19 protein-coding genes are annotated in these 18,999 nt (G+C 34.3%); 3 read left to right on the forward strand and 16 right to left on the reverse strand.

Annotated elements, in window-relative coordinates; all coding sequences use genetic code 11:
- Positions 1–164: 164 nt before the first annotated feature.
- From Q0X59_RS00705 to Q0X59_RS06170, 5 genes are all read right to left on the reverse strand, one after another.
- Positions 165–1,025: a metal ABC transporter permease gene (locus tag Q0X59_RS00705; RefSeq protein ID WP_075523200.1), complete on the reverse strand. Its 861-nt coding sequence runs from the start codon at positions 1,023–1,025 to the stop codon at positions 165–167.
- The gene (locus Q0X59_RS00710) at positions 1,025–2,041 is read right to left on the reverse strand and encodes a metal ABC transporter permease (RefSeq protein ID WP_103043010.1); all 1,017 of its coding nucleotides are present in this window, start codon (positions 2,039–2,041) and stop codon (positions 1,025–1,027) included. Before Q0X59_RS00710 ends, Q0X59_RS00705 begins: the two co-directional genes overlap by 1 nt.
- 5 nt (positions 2,042–2,046) lie before the next feature.
- Positions 2,047–2,829, reverse strand: coding sequence for a metal ABC transporter ATP-binding protein (locus Q0X59_RS00715; RefSeq protein ID WP_075523201.1), 783 nt, complete (start codon positions 2,827–2,829; stop codon positions 2,047–2,049).
- Between the two features lie 40 nt (positions 2,830–2,869).
- Positions 2,870–4,054: a zinc ABC transporter substrate-binding protein gene (locus Q0X59_RS00720; protein WP_296157872.1), complete on the reverse strand. Its 1,185-nt coding sequence runs from the start codon at positions 4,052–4,054 to the stop codon at positions 2,870–2,872.
- A 395-nt stretch (positions 4,055–4,449) separates the two neighbouring features.
- A complete protein-coding gene (locus Q0X59_RS06170; protein ID WP_366517010.1) occupies positions 4,450–4,743 on the reverse strand; it encodes a hypothetical protein in 294 nt (97 codons plus the stop codon).
- Here Q0X59_RS06170 and Q0X59_RS00725 point away from each other — a divergent pair.
- From Q0X59_RS00725 to Q0X59_RS00735, 3 genes are all read left to right on the forward strand, one after another.
- Entirely contained in the window at positions 4,703–5,611 is a 909-nt protein-coding gene (locus tag Q0X59_RS00725; protein WP_366517009.1) for an ADP/ATP-dependent (S)-NAD(P)H-hydrate dehydratase, read from the forward strand. The two genes, Q0X59_RS06170 and Q0X59_RS00725, sit on opposite strands and share 41 nt — an antisense overlap.
- 45 nt (positions 5,612–5,656) lie before the next feature.
- Positions 5,657–6,307: an HAD family phosphatase gene (locus tag Q0X59_RS00730; RefSeq protein WP_075523205.1), complete on the forward strand. Its 651-nt coding sequence runs from the start codon at positions 5,657–5,659 to the stop codon at positions 6,305–6,307.
- A gap of 144 nt (positions 6,308–6,451) precedes the next feature.
- The gene (locus Q0X59_RS00735) at positions 6,452–7,393 is read left to right on the forward strand and encodes a LysR family transcriptional regulator (RefSeq protein WP_075523206.1); all 942 of its coding nucleotides are present in this window, start codon (positions 6,452–6,454) and stop codon (positions 7,391–7,393) included.
- A 196-nt stretch (positions 7,394–7,589) separates the two neighbouring features.
- Here Q0X59_RS00735 and Q0X59_RS00740 read toward each other — a convergent pair whose 3' ends face one another.
- The 11 genes from Q0X59_RS00740 to Q0X59_RS00790 all read right to left on the reverse strand — a co-directional run bounded on the left by Q0X59_RS00740 (position 7,590) and on the right by Q0X59_RS00790 (position 18,987).
- Complete coding sequence (locus Q0X59_RS00740; protein ID WP_297642454.1) at positions 7,590–8,525, reverse strand: M48 family metalloprotease; 936 nt, start codon at positions 8,523–8,525, stop codon at positions 7,590–7,592.
- 54 nt (positions 8,526–8,579) lie between these two features.
- Complete coding sequence (locus tag Q0X59_RS00745) at positions 8,580–10,115, reverse strand: M48 family metalloprotease (protein WP_297642456.1); 1,536 nt, start codon at positions 10,113–10,115, stop codon at positions 8,580–8,582.
- Positions 10,116–10,206: 91 nt separating this feature from the next.
- A complete protein-coding gene (locus Q0X59_RS00750) occupies positions 10,207–10,761 on the reverse strand; it encodes a histidine phosphatase family protein (RefSeq protein ID WP_075523209.1) in 555 nt (184 codons plus the stop codon).
- Between the two features lie 2 nt (positions 10,762–10,763).
- Positions 10,764–11,834, reverse strand: a complete 1,071-nt coding sequence (locus tag Q0X59_RS00755) for a tRNA (adenine-N1)-methyltransferase (protein WP_297642459.1) — start codon at positions 11,832–11,834, stop codon at positions 10,764–10,766.
- Positions 11,835–11,983: 149 nt separating this feature from the next.
- The gene (gene tsaD, locus Q0X59_RS00760; protein WP_297642461.1) at positions 11,984–13,027 is read right to left on the reverse strand and encodes a tRNA (adenosine(37)-N6)-threonylcarbamoyltransferase complex transferase subunit TsaD; all 1,044 of its coding nucleotides are present in this window, start codon (positions 13,025–13,027) and stop codon (positions 11,984–11,986) included.
- Entirely contained in the window at positions 13,020–13,568 is a 549-nt protein-coding gene (rimI, locus tag Q0X59_RS00765; protein WP_297642463.1) for a ribosomal protein S18-alanine N-acetyltransferase, read from the reverse strand. The genes tsaD and rimI overlap by 8 nt, the downstream gene beginning before the upstream one ends.
- Positions 13,565–14,443: a tRNA (adenosine(37)-N6)-threonylcarbamoyltransferase complex dimerization subunit type 1 TsaB gene (gene tsaB, locus Q0X59_RS00770; RefSeq protein ID WP_297642465.1), complete on the reverse strand. Its 879-nt coding sequence runs from the start codon at positions 14,441–14,443 to the stop codon at positions 13,565–13,567. Before tsaB ends, rimI begins: the two co-directional genes overlap by 4 nt.
- A 57-nt stretch (positions 14,444–14,500) precedes the next feature.
- Positions 14,501–15,076, reverse strand: coding sequence for a tRNA (adenosine(37)-N6)-threonylcarbamoyltransferase complex ATPase subunit type 1 TsaE (tsaE, locus tag Q0X59_RS00775; RefSeq protein WP_297642467.1), 576 nt, complete (start codon positions 15,074–15,076; stop codon positions 14,501–14,503).
- Entirely contained in the window at positions 15,066–16,088 is a 1,023-nt protein-coding gene (gene holA / locus Q0X59_RS00780) for a DNA polymerase III subunit delta (RefSeq protein ID WP_075523215.1), read from the reverse strand. The genes tsaE and holA overlap by 11 nt, the downstream gene beginning before the upstream one ends.
- 144 nt (positions 16,089–16,232) lie before the next feature.
- Positions 16,233–17,852 carry a ComEC/Rec2 family competence protein gene (locus tag Q0X59_RS00785; RefSeq protein ID WP_297642469.1) on the reverse strand — a complete coding sequence of 540 codons (1,620 nt, stop codon included), beginning with the start codon at positions 17,850–17,852 and terminating at the stop codon, positions 16,233–16,235.
- Between the two features lie 418 nt (positions 17,853–18,270).
- Positions 18,271–18,987: a helix-hairpin-helix domain-containing protein gene (locus Q0X59_RS00790; protein WP_297642471.1), complete on the reverse strand. Its 717-nt coding sequence runs from the start codon at positions 18,985–18,987 to the stop codon at positions 18,271–18,273.
- Positions 18,988–18,999 lie beyond the last annotated feature (12 nt).

The raw sequence follows: 18,999 nt of genomic DNA on the forward strand, positions 1-18,999 counted from the left end.
CCTTTTCTATCGGGGTCTTGCGTTACTAATGTGCAGACCTGGACTTGCGTGGCGTCGAATTTAATGCGGTTAAATTTTAAGATTAAATCGCTAAACGACGTCAATCATGCGCATTGTTCACGCACAATTCATTGATACTCTATGACACTCTTAAGACTTAAATATTACGCTGATTTAATTTGTTTCTTAAATACACTAAAAACAAACCATTCACTAAATTTCATAATCAAGAAGAAAGATCCAGCAACAATTGCAATAGTTCCTCCTGCAGAAAGCTTTAAGATTACTGATAACGCTAATCCAACAAGCGATATAAAAATAGATGAAATTACGCAAGTAAAAACAAACTTGTTTATAGAAGATATCCTATTCTTCAAAGCTGCAGCAGGAGCAGCAATCAAAGATACAGACACAACAGTTCCAACAGCAGGAATAATAACCGAAACTGTGATAATAATTAACGCCAATACAACAACTTGCATTAAACCATATCTTCCACCGGATGCTTTGTAATCAATAGGATCAAATGAGCAATGAATAAGATTAGAACAATTAAAACTCCATACACCTAAAGCAATTACAAAAGACAATATAGCTAAAGTCACATCAACTGGAGTGCAATTAAGTAACGAACCTGTTAAAAATCCTTCAATTTTAAGAGGCAAAGGAGAAAACCATTTGTTTAGAAAGTATCCACTAGCAAAACCAACAGTCAAAGTTATTCCTGCAGCAGCTTGAGAAGATATACCTTTTAATTTAGAAACAAAATGCATAACAAGAGAAAGAAAAATACAAGATAAAGTTGCACCAATAAAAAGACCTGTAGACATCACATTTTGATCAATTGTGTACAAAGATGTACAAACAACGCCAAGTACAGCTCCAGGAAAAGCTGCATGCGTAATAGATTCTGTAAAAAATACGCGCTGATTTAGCAATGCTAAAGACCCTACTAATCCGCATAAAGCTCCTACAGCAATTGCTTCTACAATAGGAAGCGCAATAATTTGCCAAATACTTACCATTACTTGCACATACCTTTATTAAAATCAGATTCACTAGAGCAAGAAACACTAGAACTATCTGCACTATCGGCACTATCTGCACTAGTTTCATTTTCTTTAAGTACACGATGAACTTTATTTCTATTAGAATCCAACATTGCACAGAAAACTCTATAGAAGAATCTAAATATCAACACAATTACAAACATCGCACACATACTTAAAGCAACAGCAGCTTGCGGAGAAATAGGATGATCAAGCTCAAGATTCATAACATACATTCCAAGAATCACACCTAAAATACCGACAGTAATAGCAACAGCAACCATTCGTCCTACAGTTCTAGATACCAATCGAGCACTAGAAGCAGGAATTACAAGATATCCAATAACAAGTAAAACGCCGACAGCAGAAGATGCTGAAACTACAACAGCAGCAATACCAACATTTAACACAATATCTACAAGCAAAGTATTTGCACCCATAAGAGGTGAGGAAGCTCTATCAAACGCAACTATAATTTGCTTCTTCCAAGTTGCTAGAAGAACAACAATTGCAAATAAACAAATCCAGATAGCTTGACTCATGCGCTCATTTGTAACATCAAGAAGTCTACCAAACATAAGCGCTTCAAGCTGGCCAGACATATCTCCTTTTTTAAGAGAAATTACAACACCTAGAGCGAAAAAAGTAGTTAAAACAGTAGCAATAATAGACTCATTTATACGAGTAGAACGAGAAGCCCAAACTAGTGCAGCAACCAAAAAGATCGCACATATTGAAGCTCCCGGAATAATTTGACTTATTCCACCATATAAAGCACCAACCACAATTCCTGGAAAAATTCCATGAACTATCGCTTCAGCATTAAACTCTGCACATCGTAAATTCACGAATACTCCAACAATTCCACTAGCTATAGATAGAACTATAAGCAAGCAAAAAGGACGGAAAATGTAAGGCGCAGATGCAATAAAGTCAAAGCCGGGTATTGATTCAAGAACTTTTCTTAACGACTCAACTAATTGTGCAAGCATATGTGTCAGACTTCTGTAATTTTGGAAATTTGCGGGAAATCGGATTTAGAATCACTAATCTTAGAATCCTCTTCAGCTAGCTTATAAAGCGTAAGACCAGCACTATCAGCAGGAATACTTCCACCGTAAGCAATAGAAATATTCTCTTTAGTCATTACTTCATGAAGAGATCCAAAAGCAACCTGACGCCCAGCTAAAAGCAAAGCTTTTTCGCAAATCGCATCAGCAATAACTAAATCGTGAGTTGAAACAACAAACGAAATACCATCTTTTTTAGCTGATTTCATTATGTTAAGTAATTCTTTACGATTTGGCTCGTCAAGCCCATTAAAAGGCTCATCAAGTAATATAAGCGTTGGATGTGCAACAATAGCTCTAGCAAGCAAAATTCTCTGGCGTTGACCTCCTGAAAGATCACCGAATCTTACATCAGCTCTATTAAACAATCCAACATGTTTAAGAGCGTCCTCAACAGCTTTTTTCTGATCTTTTTTAAGCAAACCAAGAAATCCTGTTTTCCTACTTAAGCCCATAGCTACAACTTGACGTGCTGTAATTGGAAAAGTCAAGTCTAAATCTACTTGCTGAGGAACATAACCAATAGATATATCTTTTGGCATACTCAATTCGCCACGACTTACACGTACAATACCAATAATAGCTTGCAAAAACGTTGTTTTTCCAGAACCATTAGGACCTATTAAAGCCAAAGCTTCACCAGCTTGTACATTGCCGTTAATCCCAGTCACAACAGTTTTATAACCGTACGCTAGGTCGCAATTCTTCATTGCAAGGACGCTCTTACTCAATTTTTTGCCTTTATATAGTTTACTTCTTTAATGAATCACTAACTGACTCCGGAAGGTCTGGAACCTTACCATTCCATGCATTTACAAGAGTTTTAACATTGTGAACAATAGAACCAATGTAAGTTTCACCATCAGATCCAACAGGTCCTAAAGAATCACCATAAAGCGCATCATCGCCGATAATAGCTTTAACACCTGCAGCAGAAGCAACAGCCTTAATAGATTTCGAATTATTTGAGTTTTCAGCAAACAATGCTACAGCACCAGACTTCTTAACATCTTCTGCAGCTTTCTTTATATGGTCTGCTGTAGCATCTTGCTGACTATTGAAATCAGAAAGTGCAGCACCAATAAACTTCACATTATAATCACGCGAGAAGTATCCAAATGCATCATGAGAAGTGAAGAGTACACGATGCTCTTTAGGAACACTATTCAGAGCTTGCGTTGCCCAAGAATCCAAATCAGTTAAAGACTTAACAAACTTTTCAACATGCTCGTCAAAAATAGACTTGCTTTCCGGAAGAGCTTTACCAAGGAAAGCGCCGATATTTTTAACTTGAATCATCGTATTCTTAGTGCTAGTCCAAATATGTGGATCATATTGGAATTCAGGTTCTTTCTCGCCCTCTTCTGGAGGGAATGGCCACTTTTCAGCATGAACCTTCGCGATTCCACGATCTACTTTGTAAGGAAGATTCTTTTCTTTCGCAAGTTCTCCATTAAGATCTTTAATTTCGCTTGCTGTGAGAATTCCAGAAGTTACACCCATCGTGCCTTTAAAGCCAGTTGCCTCAACAGCTTGATCCAAGAAATGCTCAAGATCAACGCCTGAAACAAGCATTAAATCTGCTTTAGAAAGAGCTTTAGACTGAGATGGAGTCATTTCATGCTCGTGAGCAGAAGCATTCGGAGCAAGCAGGCAAGTCAAGTTAATAGTTGATTTTGCTTTATTTTTAGGCGCTCCTATTACAGACTTCTTACCTTGAGAATCAGTCTTATTAAGACTTAGTCCAGAATTTGCATCTGCAGTAGATGCAATTTGAGTAACATAATCACAAATTTGTGTAGTAGTAGCAACAACATTTACTTGATTTCCACTTGCTTTTTGATCCGTAGTTTTAGTAGAAGATCCGCAAGCACACATACTTAATGTAACCAACGCAGCTGTAGCAACAGTTGCAAAAATTCGTGCAGTTTTCACAATTTTCCTTTCGGGAACTTACGCTATTCGCGCTTTAAATCTCTAGTCAGTTTTACTGTAGTCAGTTTTAAATTCTGTTTTATTATCTAGTTCACGATATTTTCCAATTTCTTAATTAGGAAAGATTATCGTTAGCAATAACGCTTATAGCATAGAAAAAATCTAGTGCAAGGTCAACGAAATTGTGAAAAAACAAATTTTTTTTTGCAAAAAAGCATTTTTTAAATCTTCTATCTGATATAATGCAAGATTCTTAAAACTTGTAATAAAATTCACTAAAGTAAATAAACAAGCAACATACATAATTTATCTAATGCTAAACAAAGATTTTTGCTTACATTCATTTAAGAAAAATCGCATAGGATAACATGGCAACACGCCGCGACACGCCAAACTTAAAAAATTTTTAATTTTCTCTTATTTTTCGCAAAAACATACACATCAATTAAAGACAAGATTATTACTACAATTATAAGAATGAAACTATGCCAAGCTACTCTTAAAGAATCTTCAAATTCACGCCAAACTGTATTCGTTGAATTAAAAGACGCAAATAAATACCTTAAAAAGCCTAATTTAGACTCAAACAAATATTCACGCGGAGTCCTCGGAGTTATAACAGGTTCAAATGAATATCCAGGAGCAGCAATACTAACAACTAGCGCTGCATCAAAAAGCAATATTGGCATGGTACATTACGCTGGAGCATTACGCGCTCAAAATCTTGTATTGCAAGCATCACCAGAGATAGTTGTTTCACAAAAATTGCAAGGAAAAGTCAACGCTATAACACTTGGATCAGGAATTCCAGATTCAAAACATTGTAAAGATAATGAAACCAAAGAGCAAAGAGAATATATTTCAGAAATTTTGAAGTTATATTCAATAAACAAAAAAGATGAAAACAAAACGAATACAAATAATTTAGAAAATGTATTACAACAAGACACTCCCCCTATTTGTGTAGATGCTGGAGCATTAGATCTATTGCCTGAAAAAGTATCATCAAAAGTTATATTAACTCCACACTATTCGGAATTAAGTTCACTTTTAAAAAGATATGAGATTTACGCAAACGCGCAGCTTATAGCAACAAATCCAATAGACTACGCAATTCTTGCAGCAAATCTAACGAATGCAACAGTTTTACTTAAAGGTTCAAACACTATTGTTGCTTCACCAGAAAATCTAGATCTTCCAATATACATTTCTAATTACGGACCATCTTGGCTTGCTACTGCAGGATCTGGAGATGTTTTAGCTGGAATTTTAGGAGCTCTACTAGCACAAAACTATTCGAATCCAAGTGACTACAGCAAACAAGAAAACAGCAAAAAAGAAGACAAGCTTAACTATGCATTGATTGCATCAAGCGCAGCAACAATACACAGCTTTGCATCAATTTTGGCATCACATAAAACTCAAAACTACAACTATAATAACGAAATTAAAAAAATTCTAAATACAAAAGAGGATCTAATAATAGAACATCCAATAGTTGCAAAAGACATAATTGAAGCACTCGAACAAGCAATTGGGCTTATTATGAAACTATAAAACTCTTAAGCGAATAACATACAACATAACAAGAAAGATAAAATAATGAGCAATGAAAAATTTGTTGAAATACATAATGTAATGTTTGATTATTGCAGAGTTTTACTTGAATGGAATTGCCGCGATTGTTTACAAAAACAATTCCCGAACTTAGTTGATATAATTTGCCCTAACGGCAGCTTTGGAAAAGATGATTTAGCTGGATTCTACGAGTTTGAAGACAGAATGGATTCAGGTGAACTTCTTGAAGATCTTATGCCAGAATACGAAAATAGATTTGGCAAGGAACTATCTGAAGCATTCCGTTGGTATTGCGCTAATTACGATCAAGTTCTTACACGCATGACTCCTGGAATAGTTGATCTTTTGAATGACTTACGTAAAGCTGGATACACAGTATGGGGTTTAACAAATTGGTCTAGCGAAACTTTCCCACTTGCACTACGCAAATTCCCAGAACTTTCAACTCTTTTACAAGGCACTGTTATTTCTGGAGTTGAACATTTACACAAGCCACAACCAGAAATCTTCAAATTAGCTATGAACAGATTCGGCATTAAAGCAGAACAAACTGTGTTTTTTGACGATAAAATACAAAATATTGATGCAGCTAATGCAATGAACATACATGGATTCGTGTTTACAGACACACAAAAAGCACGAGAAGACTTAGCATCCTTAGGAGTTAAATTATAAAGCCCGCTAAACGCATTCTTATTTCAAATGTTTTATTAAGAATTACTTCATCAACAAAATCATAGTTTATACTAGCCGCTAAAATAGAATGTTCCTGTGTAATTTCTCGAAAATAAATCCTAAATTGAAAGGCATTAAAATATAATGACACTGTTGCAATTAAAGTACATTGTGAAAATTGTTGAGTGCGGATCCATGAATGAAGCTTCTCACGAACTTTACATTTCACAGCCAGCTTTAAGTTCATCAGTAAAAGATTTAGAACGCGAATTAGGTATAGAGATATTTACGCGCTCATCTCAAGGAATTGCTTTAACTGTTGAAGGAGCAGAATTTCTTAAATATGCTAGACAAGTTTTAGATCAAGCTGATTTATTAGAAGAACGTTATAAAAACGTAAAACAACGCCGTCAATTATGTAGTGTTGCAACACAGCATTATATGTTTGCTGTTGAAGCTTTTGTTGAAATGATTAAAAGTCTAAACTCTGAAGAATATGAGTTTTCAATTAGAGAAACGCGAACTAAAACTATTATCAATCAAGTTGCTGATATGCGTGCAGATCTTGGTTTACTCTATATTTCTGACTATAACAAAGATGTTATTGGCAAGATGTTACGTGAAAAGCATCTTGAATTTCACCCTCTTTTTAGAGCCAAACTTCACGTATTTATATCTAAGACAAATCCTCTCGCAAATAAAACTAGACTTACTTTAGAAGATTTGAAGCCATATCCTTTTATACAATATGAGCAAGGTGAAAACGGAAGTTTCTTCTTCACAGAAGAAGCAGTGTGGCCTGATCATCCGCCTAAAAAAATAAACGTAACAGACCGTGCTACAATTTTGAACTTCATTATTGGCTTAAACGGATACACCATATGCACGGGAATTGATAATGGTGATCTTAATAACGAAAAGATTGTAACGATTCCTTTAGAATGCGATGAAACAATGCTTGTTGGTTGGATCAAGAATGAAAGAACTCAGCTTTCAGAAGCGTCTTTACGCTACCTTTCACAGCTCAAATCCGTATTAACTCAACACGGATACAATGTTATAGATACTCCTAAAATGAAAAATTAACTGAAGTGGCAATAATTTTTGTAAGCAAAACCTATGCTTTTGTTGATGAAGTCAAGTTAATCGCATTCATAAGATTTTGGGAACTAACCCAGATTTTAAACAAAAAATTGTTGCTAGTTATTAAATAACTAGCAACAATTTACGCTGTTTTTAAATCATACAGAAATAAAACAGATAATTTCAATATTGAACTTGGTTAGATATTCATTTTAGAACAAATGCTTTGAGCGCGTTCAAAAAGATGACAATCACTTTGATCATTGAAAGTGAAACCTATAAAAACAGAAGCATCATAATCAAAATCGATGTTATTGTTATCAAGTTCAGTCTTCCAATCACTTTCAAGAATTGTAGAGTTGATTTTGTTCATGATTGAAACCATTGCTTGAGGATTTCCTGTAACACTTACAGCAAAATCGTCAAGACTTTCATAACGCGAATAATTACAAAGAACATTTCTTATTTCTGCAATGCGTTTATTTGCAAATTTTCTATCCATATTGTATCCAATCTTTGCAAATAATATATGACGCAATATCATTGAATATTCTGTCCTGCATATCATAAGCATCTTATGCAATCTAATAATCATCTTTGAAATCTCACTACATTCAGGCAATTGCAATTGACGAAGCAAGTGTGCTATAACACATCTTAATTCGTCATCATTTGCCATAAGTATTAAATTAGAGCTGAAAATAATTGCAGAACGAGAATCTTCTTTTAATACAAAAGCATCTGCTTTTATGCAATCTTTTGTATAAATCTCAGGCATAACAACACCTAATCTTGAACACATTTCTTCAGTCAAATCTACTACTCGACCTACTCTCAATGGTTCTTTGTTTTTACCTAAGTAGTTACTAATTAAATCTCCTGTAATTACATAATTGTATATAAGCTCATAAACTATTCCTATAACTATTCCTATTATCAGCGCTAAAATAATATTAAACGAGCGGATAAATCCAAATAGTATAAAAACCCATATTAAACTTCTCATAATCATATTGCGCTTAATAAATTTATCCGTAATATCTTTAACTTTTCCAACATCAAATACAGGATTAGAATAAAATTGCTGGTTTGAATATTGCGCTTGATTGTTATACATAGGTTGATTTCCGTACATTTTTACCTCGCATTTAATACTTAAGAATTGATTGATTTAATAAATAAGAAAACGTTATTGTTCTAAGATTTCTTCTTGATCCAAATAACGCAATGGTGGGAATTGCGAACTTAAACCTGGGTACATCTCACAGAGAGTATTAAAACGATTTATATCAATTCTTGATTGAATATAATAAGGATTAAAACCTATAAGTAACAATGGCTCAGCATATGTATCTGTTAATAAAACACTAAATTGCTCAGATGCATATGTATTCATAGATTTTAGAGATTTATACATTGCACAAGCCAATACAAAAGGATCTTGAACACAATTTACAGCATACGCATCAGCATCATATTCATCCTGATAAGTTGTATTAGTTTTAACATATTTTAGAATATAATGATAAGCATTTGCGAATCGCATAAAACGATAGAAACATGTATTAGCAAAGTATGCCAATATCGCTGAAATAGTTAGCAACTCAATAATTAAACCAATATACAACATAATCAGTCCTAATAAAGGAGCAGCCATAGTTATTAAGCAAAGCACAAAACATGCGACAATATCTGCCAATTGGAATTTCATCAAAGTTCCAAGCATATTTTCAGATTCAATAGCAGTTCTTTTAACTACAAGATTAAGAGTTGCACTTCCATGGCAATAAGACTCAGCAATATTAAGTCCTTTAGTCCTGTAATATGCTAAACGAGATAATGCAGCTACAATACGCGATCTAGCGATACAATCGTTGCTAGTAAGATGAGCAAATTCATGAGCAATAATGGCTCTTATTTCGTCAACAGTACAATTATTTATTAAATCTTCGCTAATAAAAATTGCACTTCCACTGTCATCACGCATAGCAAAAGCGTTTGCAGTAATGCAAGTTGAATAAATTGCAGGAGATGCAATTCCAACTCTAGCGCTTAAATCATTTACAACATCAAAAACTGGACCATTTACAATTGGTGAAGCATATTCATATGGCAAAATTTCAATAATACTTTTTATAGGATTTTTCCATATATAGTAGTATCGAGCTGCTGGAGCTAAAATAATTGCAATGAAGCATAACATGTATATAAGCTCAATTTTTATGTGCGCAAAAATACTTATAAACGCTGAGCATATAATAATAGGTAATATAAGGAACAAAATAGATACTATAACTAAAGATGCTAACGATGTGAGATAAGAAAATATAAATACTTTCGAAGCAAGCTGTTCTTTAGTTTGAACAGTATTCATGTAGCTATATGCGTTAGATTGCATAAAAGAAAATGATTGCGAAGACTGTTGAGGTTGCGGTTGCTGATACTGCTGAGCTGGATTAGGATTATTTTGATAATTGACTTGCGAATAATTGGCTTGAGAATATCCGTTTTGTTGATTATATGACTGATAATCACTTTGATTATTTGCATAAGAATTATTAGGATCATTCGCATAATATTGAGATTGATCATAATAATTTTGCTGCGAACCTTGCTGATTTTGATAATTATATGAATTATCTTGGTAGTTATATTGATTGTTTGCATTTTGAGGGTTCGATGAGGCTCTATCTGAATTATATGAACCATAATTATAATCGTCCATATTTTTCCTTTCGTTTAGCAAATAATTAAATCTATTATAAAATCTAATAAGAATCTAATCAAAGCCTAATCAAAATAAAATATAGTAAAATCTAATCAAAATCTTTAGGATTCAACACTGCAATAGCTGTTGCTCCTCTTAGACCGCATGTAGAAAACGGTTTTTCGCAAGTAAGAATAATAAGCGAAGCATGAGAAAGACCTAAACGCATTTTGCCTAAAATATCAGGATCAGATTCGCTAGAAGAAAGCCATTGAGCTGCCATAGACATAGTAGGCTCATGCCCTACAATCATAGTTATTTTTGAGTCATTAGCAGATAATAATTCATCCATTACAGATTGCATTCCGCCATCATAAAGACTTTTACGATAAGAAACTATAGGCTTGTCGCCAAAACGTTTAAGCATGCGTTTAACTGTTTGCTCTGTACGATTTGCACTAGAACAAGCTATATAATCAGGCACAAGTTTCATACTTTCTAAACCTTTTGCCATGATTTTAGATTGTTTTAATCCTTTATCACTAAGATCGCGACCCCAATCATCTCCCATAGATGGTGCTAAAGACTTCGCATGTCTCATAAGTAATAAAACATACTTACTGTGATGAGCCTTTTTAGCAATTTTCTTTATTGAAGTCGCCATAATTACCTCCCGGCAGATAAATAGCCAAGTTGTATATCTAAATCACGCAATACTTTTCTCAATTTTCTGTCGGAAATATCGCGAAGATTCAAATCTTCAAGATGATTAGAACGCTCTTGAGGAGTCAAATCGTCAATATCACTAACAGTATCTTTAGTACCATGCTCACGTTTTTTAAGAGCATTAAAACCTTCAGCCATAGCACGAGAAACAATAAGAAAACCTGTATGACCAATCATTTCATGATCAGGCCTTACAGCTAATCCTTGAACTTTCCAAGTACGTTCTAATGTTTCTTGAATTTCAGGTTCACTCCAAGTTCCCATTGATCGCAAAGATTCAACTAATCTAGACATTTGCGTTGTAGTAGTAACGTAAGCTATAAGAACGCCTCCAGGAACTATTACTCGATAAGCTTCCTCAAGCCTATTCCAAGGATCTAGCATATCTAGCATTATTCGATCGTAATAATTATTAGGTAAAGTTTTTGCAACAGTTTCAAAATCACCTGTGAGCAATTTCCACCATTCAGGACGCTTTGAATAATATAAAGTAACGTTAGATTCAGCTATTTTTGCGAATTCTGACCGAAGTTCAATAGTAGTTAATTCACCACTTTCACTTACAGAATCCAATAAACTTAAACTCATAGCTCCAGAGCCAGCCCCAGACTCCAAAACGCGCATACCAGAACGAATATCGCCAAGAGAAATCACTTGAGCAATATCTTTAGGATACATAATTTGAGCGCCTCTTGGCATTGAAAGAACGTAATCTACAAGCCTAGGACGCATTGCAACATAATCCCAGCCACCAATAGCTCGCGCTGCTTTCCAAGGCTTTTTAACATCATTATTTTCGAGTGTATCATTTAAATTACGGTTAGAAGTAACAGTTGTAACTACAACTCCTTCACTTTTACCTATAACGTCATTATGGCATATAAGACCGTGTTCAGTTTGAGTTACACCATCATAAATAAGCTGAGCAGTAATTCGTTTACCTTTGCGATCAGTGAATTGAACCTTTTCTCCACTATGCAAAACTCTAATGCGCGAATTACTTGTTGACACTCAACACCTCACTTAATAAGAATCACGAATATCCTTAAAAATAATCAGTAAATAATTTATAAATATTCTACAAATACATTAAAATCGATTGATTCATCAATGTACCTTCGTATTGACTATCATTTTACGACAAACCCACAATAAAAATATTACAAACTCACTGTAGTAAGAGGCATTGCTGAATCTATCGCAAAATCAGGATTAGAAGGTCTTACTCCTTCTTCAACTAAATTAACTCCTAACATAGCTACCATAGCTCCGTTATCTGTACATAGTTTCAGCTCAGGCAAACGAATTTCTATTCCATGTTCTTTACCTTGCTCTAATAAATGTTCACGAAGTTGCGAGTTAGCAGAAAATCCTCCACCAATCATAAGAGTCTTAGAACCATATTGTTCACAACCCATAATAGCTTTTTTAGAAAGAACATCTGCAACAGAATTTGCAAGAGAAGCACAAACATCATCAACAGGAATTTCAATGCCTTGAGCATTACGAGCTTCAACCCAACGAGCAACAGCAGTTTTAACGCCAGAGAAACTGAAATCATAAGGATGATCCTTTCCAGATCGTCCTTGAGTCAATCCTTGTGGAACTTTAAGAGTATTAGGATTGCCATTGCGACCATGCCTATCTATATGAGGACCACCAGGATATGGAAATCCAAGTAAACGAGCTACTTTATCGAAGCATTCACCTGCAGCATCATCTAACGTTGTACCAACAACGTCAATGCTGCGCGCAATATCATTAACATGTAAAAGCGAAGTGTGTCCACCAGAAACAATAAGAGCAAGAACGTCATCTGGTACATCGCCAAATTGAAGCTGAGTTACAGCAATATGCCCAATTACGTGATTTATTCCATAAATAGGCTTATTTGCAGACCAAGCTAAAGCTTTAGCTCCAGAAACTCCTACAGCTAAGCAACCTGCAAGACCAGGACCAGCACTTACAGCAATTGCATCAACATCACTCAAATCCATATTTGCATCTGCTAAAGCTTTAGAAACAACAGGAACAAAAGCCTCAGCGTGAGCACGTGAAGCAATTTCTGGTATTACGCCACCATAACGCGCATGCTCTTGCATAGAAGATGCAACTACATTAGAAACCAAAGTACGGCCGCGCACAATAGCTGCAGCTGTTTCATCACATGTTGATTCAATACCTAAAACAATTGCTTCACTCATTATTTTCCTCGATTGCCTTATCACTTTCCGAAGCTGAACTTAAACTAACACACATTGTATAAGCATCTACATTCTCAGGTTGGTAATATCTTTTACGCAAGCCCATTATTTCAAATCCATAATTTTTATATAAAGCGAGCGCAGGAGAATTATCTACTCTAACTTCAAGTAGCATTCTTTCAGCGCCAATATTTTTAGCTGAACGCATCATAGTATCTAAAAGAGAAGATCCAATCCCAGATCTTTGATTTACTCGGCAAACACCTATAGTCATAATTTGCGCGTCAAAACCGTCAAACCAATATCCTGCATACCCACGTATATCGTGCGTTTCGTCATCTATATCAGCATAGTATTGACGCATAGGAGCTTCTAATTCTTGAGAAATCATATTCTCATTCCAACATCCGCTAGAGAATAAATCTTTTTCTATCATAGATATTTGATTTATAACTTTTTTATAACTAATATCACTGTTAAGAATTTTATAAAGATTACTTGCATCAGCTGGATATTTAGAGCGCGTTATATTTACTATCATTTCTTATCAACTTGATTTATATCACACAACTTATTTGCAGCACCGAATCCTAAAACATGTTTCAAAGGATTAGGCACAGATACATCTGGTCTTCGTAGATAAAGCGGATCAACATTTTTTTGCGCTATTTTATTATTAAGTTGCGATTGATCTAACGCAGACTGAGATTGATCTAAACTAGACTGTGATTGATCTAACGCGCAATCTTCAAAAATTTCTAACCCTTTAGCTCCTAAATCTAATGCACAAACGTCTGCAATAAAACCTACTTTAGAAATTTTTTGCCAATCTTCAAAGTATTTTTTAGCACCATGGCCTAATACGTCTACACAATAATCAAAGCTATTTAAGCTTTCTAAATACTTATTTACGCGCTCTACTATGTTATTTGGATAATCTATATCCATGTCTATAACAGATTCGCCAAATTCGTTATATAAAGACATATATACTTGCTTGCGGCGCGCATCGTTAAGCGAAAGAACATAATGATGAGAAGATGTTTCATCACATTTTTTGCATATTGACTCTTTTAAAACACGACCATCTTTCAAAGCTTTATCAAATTCGCGGCAACGAACCATTTTACTTTGAAGCAACAAGCTATCGCATCCAATGATTGAAGATTTATTTGCGAAAGCAATAGCTTTAGCTGCAACTATTCCAGCGCGAAGACCAGTAAATGGAGCTGGACCAACTCCAACCACAATACGATTTATATCTTTCGCACTCAATCCTGCTTTTTCAACTACAGACGCAATATTTACTTGTAAACGTTCTACATGCGTGTGAGAATCAGTTTCTACAATTGGCTCATATCCCACAATTCCTACAGTAGAACCGTATGACGTGTCAATAACCAGAGTATTTACCATATCTATCCCTTAACGTAACTAATTTAATTAGTTTACTATTTGCTATTATTAACTAGCTTATTTATTTGAAAATAAAGATATTCTCTTAGACCAATCTCCTCCATAAGGTATTAAAGTAACTACACGATTACCATCACTTGTTAATTTTTCTGCACAATCAGATTGCAAAGGTCTATCAATATGTATTTCTAAACGAGTATCAGACAGCACTCCAGCCATCTGCTCCCCCCATTCCATAAGAACTACAGTTCCCTCTCCTGGATCTTCTAAAGCTTCATCTAAACCTAAAGATTCAAGTTCATCTAACAATCTAGACACACTATCTTGACCTGGAGCAAAATCCTGTCCGCCTAATCTATAAGCATCAACATGAACAAGTGTTGCAGGTTTTCCATTTGCAAAAGTTCCATGCAATTGCCTAGCGATAGTAAATGTTGGAGAAACAATAGGACCGTTCATTTTAAGCCCAACACCCAAACCTTGAGCAAAAGTTGTTTTACCAGCTCCTAAAGGACCTGAAAGTAATACAACATCTCCTTCTCGCATAATATGAGCAATAGATTCACCTAAGGCACGCATATGCGAATCTGTAGGAACACATAGAGTTATACTTTTTTCTTCATTAGCTGACATCGTAATTATTCTTCCCTTTACCGCGTGATGCAATAAGCATAATACACTTTTCTAAAGCATAATTTGGATCATTTGAACCGCCTTTACATTGCTCATCTGCCCAAGCTAAGCACTTAATACACTGGCAAACTCCATCACTATACCACCCAGCTAATTGTTTCATAGCAATATTCAATGCCCAAGGATTAACTTTTGCAGCAGATTGAGAAATCTCACCATTTTTTATTGCGATTGCTTTTGCAATTATTCTCATTTTTGCGCCTAGAGCACCAATAATAGCAATAGGATCAACACCTTGGCTTATAGCAGTACGCACAGCCAATATTGCTTCACTTGCGTTAGATGAAACAGCTTTATCAGCTACAAAAAATCCTGTTACTTGCGTATTTGAAATCAAATATTGATCAACAATTTTCAAATCAATAGGATTATCATCGAAGTCATAACATAGTTGTGAACATAGCGATGCTAATTCTTCTGTTTTGCCACCTAATACTGAAACTAATCTTTGAGCAGCATCAGGAGCAATGCGCCTAGAAGATCTTTCAAAGATATTCATAACAAAATTTAATTGAGCATCAGGCTTCTTTAAATCTGGAACGTTAAGCACTCGAGCACCATCACGAGATAATCTTGTAATAATAGATTTACCTTTTAATCCACCTTCGTGACGTGCAATAACCCAGCGATTATTTTGATAAAAAGAGTTACTTGTATCACTAGATTCTTGGCTCATATAAGTCTTAACAAATGATTCAATTGCATCAACAAGCGATTCTTCTGCTTGCTGTAAATTATTTATAACAACTATAGTTCCATCGCTTAAAAGGCAAGGGCCTATTGATTCATTAAAAGCGGCGGAACTCAGGCAAGCCGCATCTAAATTCAATACTTCTACATTTGAATATTTAAGGAGAATATTATCACGCACGTCTTTTGCATTTAACTCGTTAAGATACGCATCTCCACCAACAACTAACGTCAATGGAGAAATCATGCGATTACTCGACATAAATCCCCCTACATCTTATTGAATAAGACAAGTATAAGTATTGCAAATTACACGAATCTGACGATACTTAAAACCACAAGTAAACGCTTAAAACTATAAGCAAACGTTTAAAACTATAAGCAAATACTCGCGAAAACTATGTTACTATGACGTAAATAATTTCAATGAATCATCCACAATTCGCTTCGCTTTACTATTCGTTAATTGTAGTGCTATATATGATTGACTAACAATATTCAATTTGCGAACTAATTTAGAAATAATAATAAGTGAAACAAATAAAACTAATTCCACTCCTAAAATAAGCCATGCACCTAAAGCACCTTTCATCCAAGGAAAAACACCTAAAGCATATTCGTTACACAAATAAGCGCAACGCTCCATAATTCCCGTGCCAATAGAGGAAGCTCTAGCAAATAATAAACCAACAGAATTATTAAATATTGAAAAAGTTAAAGAAATAAGCCCACATATAGTAGCCCAATCAACAAACGGAGAAACCATCAGATTTGCAAACGTAGACATAAATGATATTTCCGGCTGCATCAATATTTGTATAGGCATAGTAAAAAACCACGCGCAAACTGTAATACTTAATGCAGATGCTAACCATTTAGGCAATAACATACTTAAATATTTTTGGAAAGGAACACCCATAATAATAATCCCAATAGTTGCAGCACATGAAAGAGAAAATGCATAATCCCATGCGAAGCAAGGTTTTACTAGCAGAGTTAAACAAACTGTCCAACTTAACGCACTAATAGATTGATAAGGTCTACCAATTGCAAATGCAATAGATGAAATTAAACACATACTAAGAGCGCGAAAAACACTAGCGGATGGATAAACTATTGAAGCTAGAAAAACACAAGACAATACTTCTAGAAAAGCAGTAAAACGCTTAGGAATAAGAAAATATGAGCAAAGACGGCGAATAAATGCTGAAAGTAGCAAAAAATGACCTCCAGAAACAGCCATAAGATGCATTATTCCTGCATGCTTGAAATTTTCTTTAACACAATCAGCATATGTAGAATCAATAGTATTTTCATATTCACTATTAGAAGAATCTGATGGAAAATATTCTTGTCCTAACAATCCAACAGTAAGACCTGGAACAAGTATTCGACCTTGATCATCTAAATTTTCAGTAACTTTATAAAAAGACTTCCATAAAGAATTTAACATCGAATGATACACACTGGGATTTTTTAATAAAGTTACACTACTAGCAGTTTTTGGAATCGTAATCTCTATAATCTGTGAATTAAATTTTGAAATACTAATCGTCACATCGCTTCTAAAAGAAGAACCATATACAACAAAAGCACAAATAGGCTTATACGCATATAATTTTGCACTTGAACTAGATTTGTAAACTACACTTTTCAAATCACTAGTTTTAAAACGTAAAGAAGATACAGAAACATTTGCAGAACAATCTCCATTAAACGAGTTAGACACTCTAAGCGGAGTGTCAACAGTTAAATCTGCAAGAAAATGCGTATTTTCAGATTCTATAGAATTTTTATAAGAATTTTTAATATCATTTTCATAACGATTTTTGCTACTACTTTTCATGCTATTGCTATTGCTTTTACTATTATTATTACTACTACGATTACTATTTTTAAAATCACCTTTTATATGACGAGAACTTCTATGATTAGCATTTGCACTAAATGATTTTGATACTTTATTATTACGAGCAATTTGCGTTAATATATCTGAATACTCTTTACTAGAAGATATAAAACTCATAATAAAAGCCAACATAATCGCAAAAATTATTAAGAATACAAGAATGCAATTACGCAACCAAAATAATCTAAAATAAATAACACAAGTACGGTTAAAAGAATATTTTCTTTTATCGCAACGCGTTTTAGCATTCCTTTTCAAAACTAATACGTATAAAATAACGCATATACAAAGCACGAAAAACGCAAACACACATGTAATTACAGTAGAATTTATAGATTGAATTGAATCCTTGTGAAAATTTTCTTTAGATGATATTTTTGACGAACAACAAATAAAATCACTAAACCATTTTCCTAAAAAACATCCGCTCCATACACCTATCGCTATAGGTAGCATGCGCCAATCTTTATTGCCGTTTTCTCTTTTTAAAATTCCCAACCTATCTTTCTTCACAATAATCCCCCTAAAATACTCGTTATTTAGCACATACTTTTCCTTTAAATTTTTCTAATGTTTTTTGCCCTATGCCTTTAACCTTCATCAAATCAGAAACTTTCTTAAAACTACCAATACGACGTCTTTGATCCAAAATACGCTCAGCCATTTTAGGACCAACACCATTTAATGTTTGCAATTGATCAATTCCAGCAGTATTTATATTTATACAAGATTTATTTGCATTATTATTCTTATTCTTCGCGCTTGAATTATTTTTATCTAAATCACCGTTGTCATTATCATTGACAGGTTCAGCTAAAGCATTATTATTCGTCTTATGCTCACTCTCTTTAGTTTTATTCGCTTTAACTTTACTTATTTTCTTTACTATTTTTTTACACTTACTTTCGTCATTGTGATTTTCGCAATATTCAGCGTTAATAGAGTTATTTTCGTCTAAATTAGCTCCTTTTTGAGAATATTTTTTCAATGAACTAATCCTATAATTTTCAGCACGGGAATAATTGATAGATTGCGTAATAAGTAAAGTAAGACTAGCACACAAAGCTATAACTAAAATAAGCAATAGCGAAAGCGCATGAATAGGCTTAAAATGAACTCTAACGCCAGACTTATTGGCATTATTATTTTCTCTCACTATGCACTCTTTATTAAAAGAATCACTTTTCGTTCTCTCTAAATATGAATCTGAATTCATTAAATCATTTAGAGATCGAGCTTTGTTCTTTTGCATATAAACTCCCAA

It is taken from the genome of uncultured Gardnerella sp., assembly GCF_947280595.1.
In the GTDB taxonomy this organism is placed as follows: domain Bacteria; phylum Actinomycetota; class Actinomycetes; order Actinomycetales; family Bifidobacteriaceae; genus Bifidobacterium; species Bifidobacterium vaginale_A.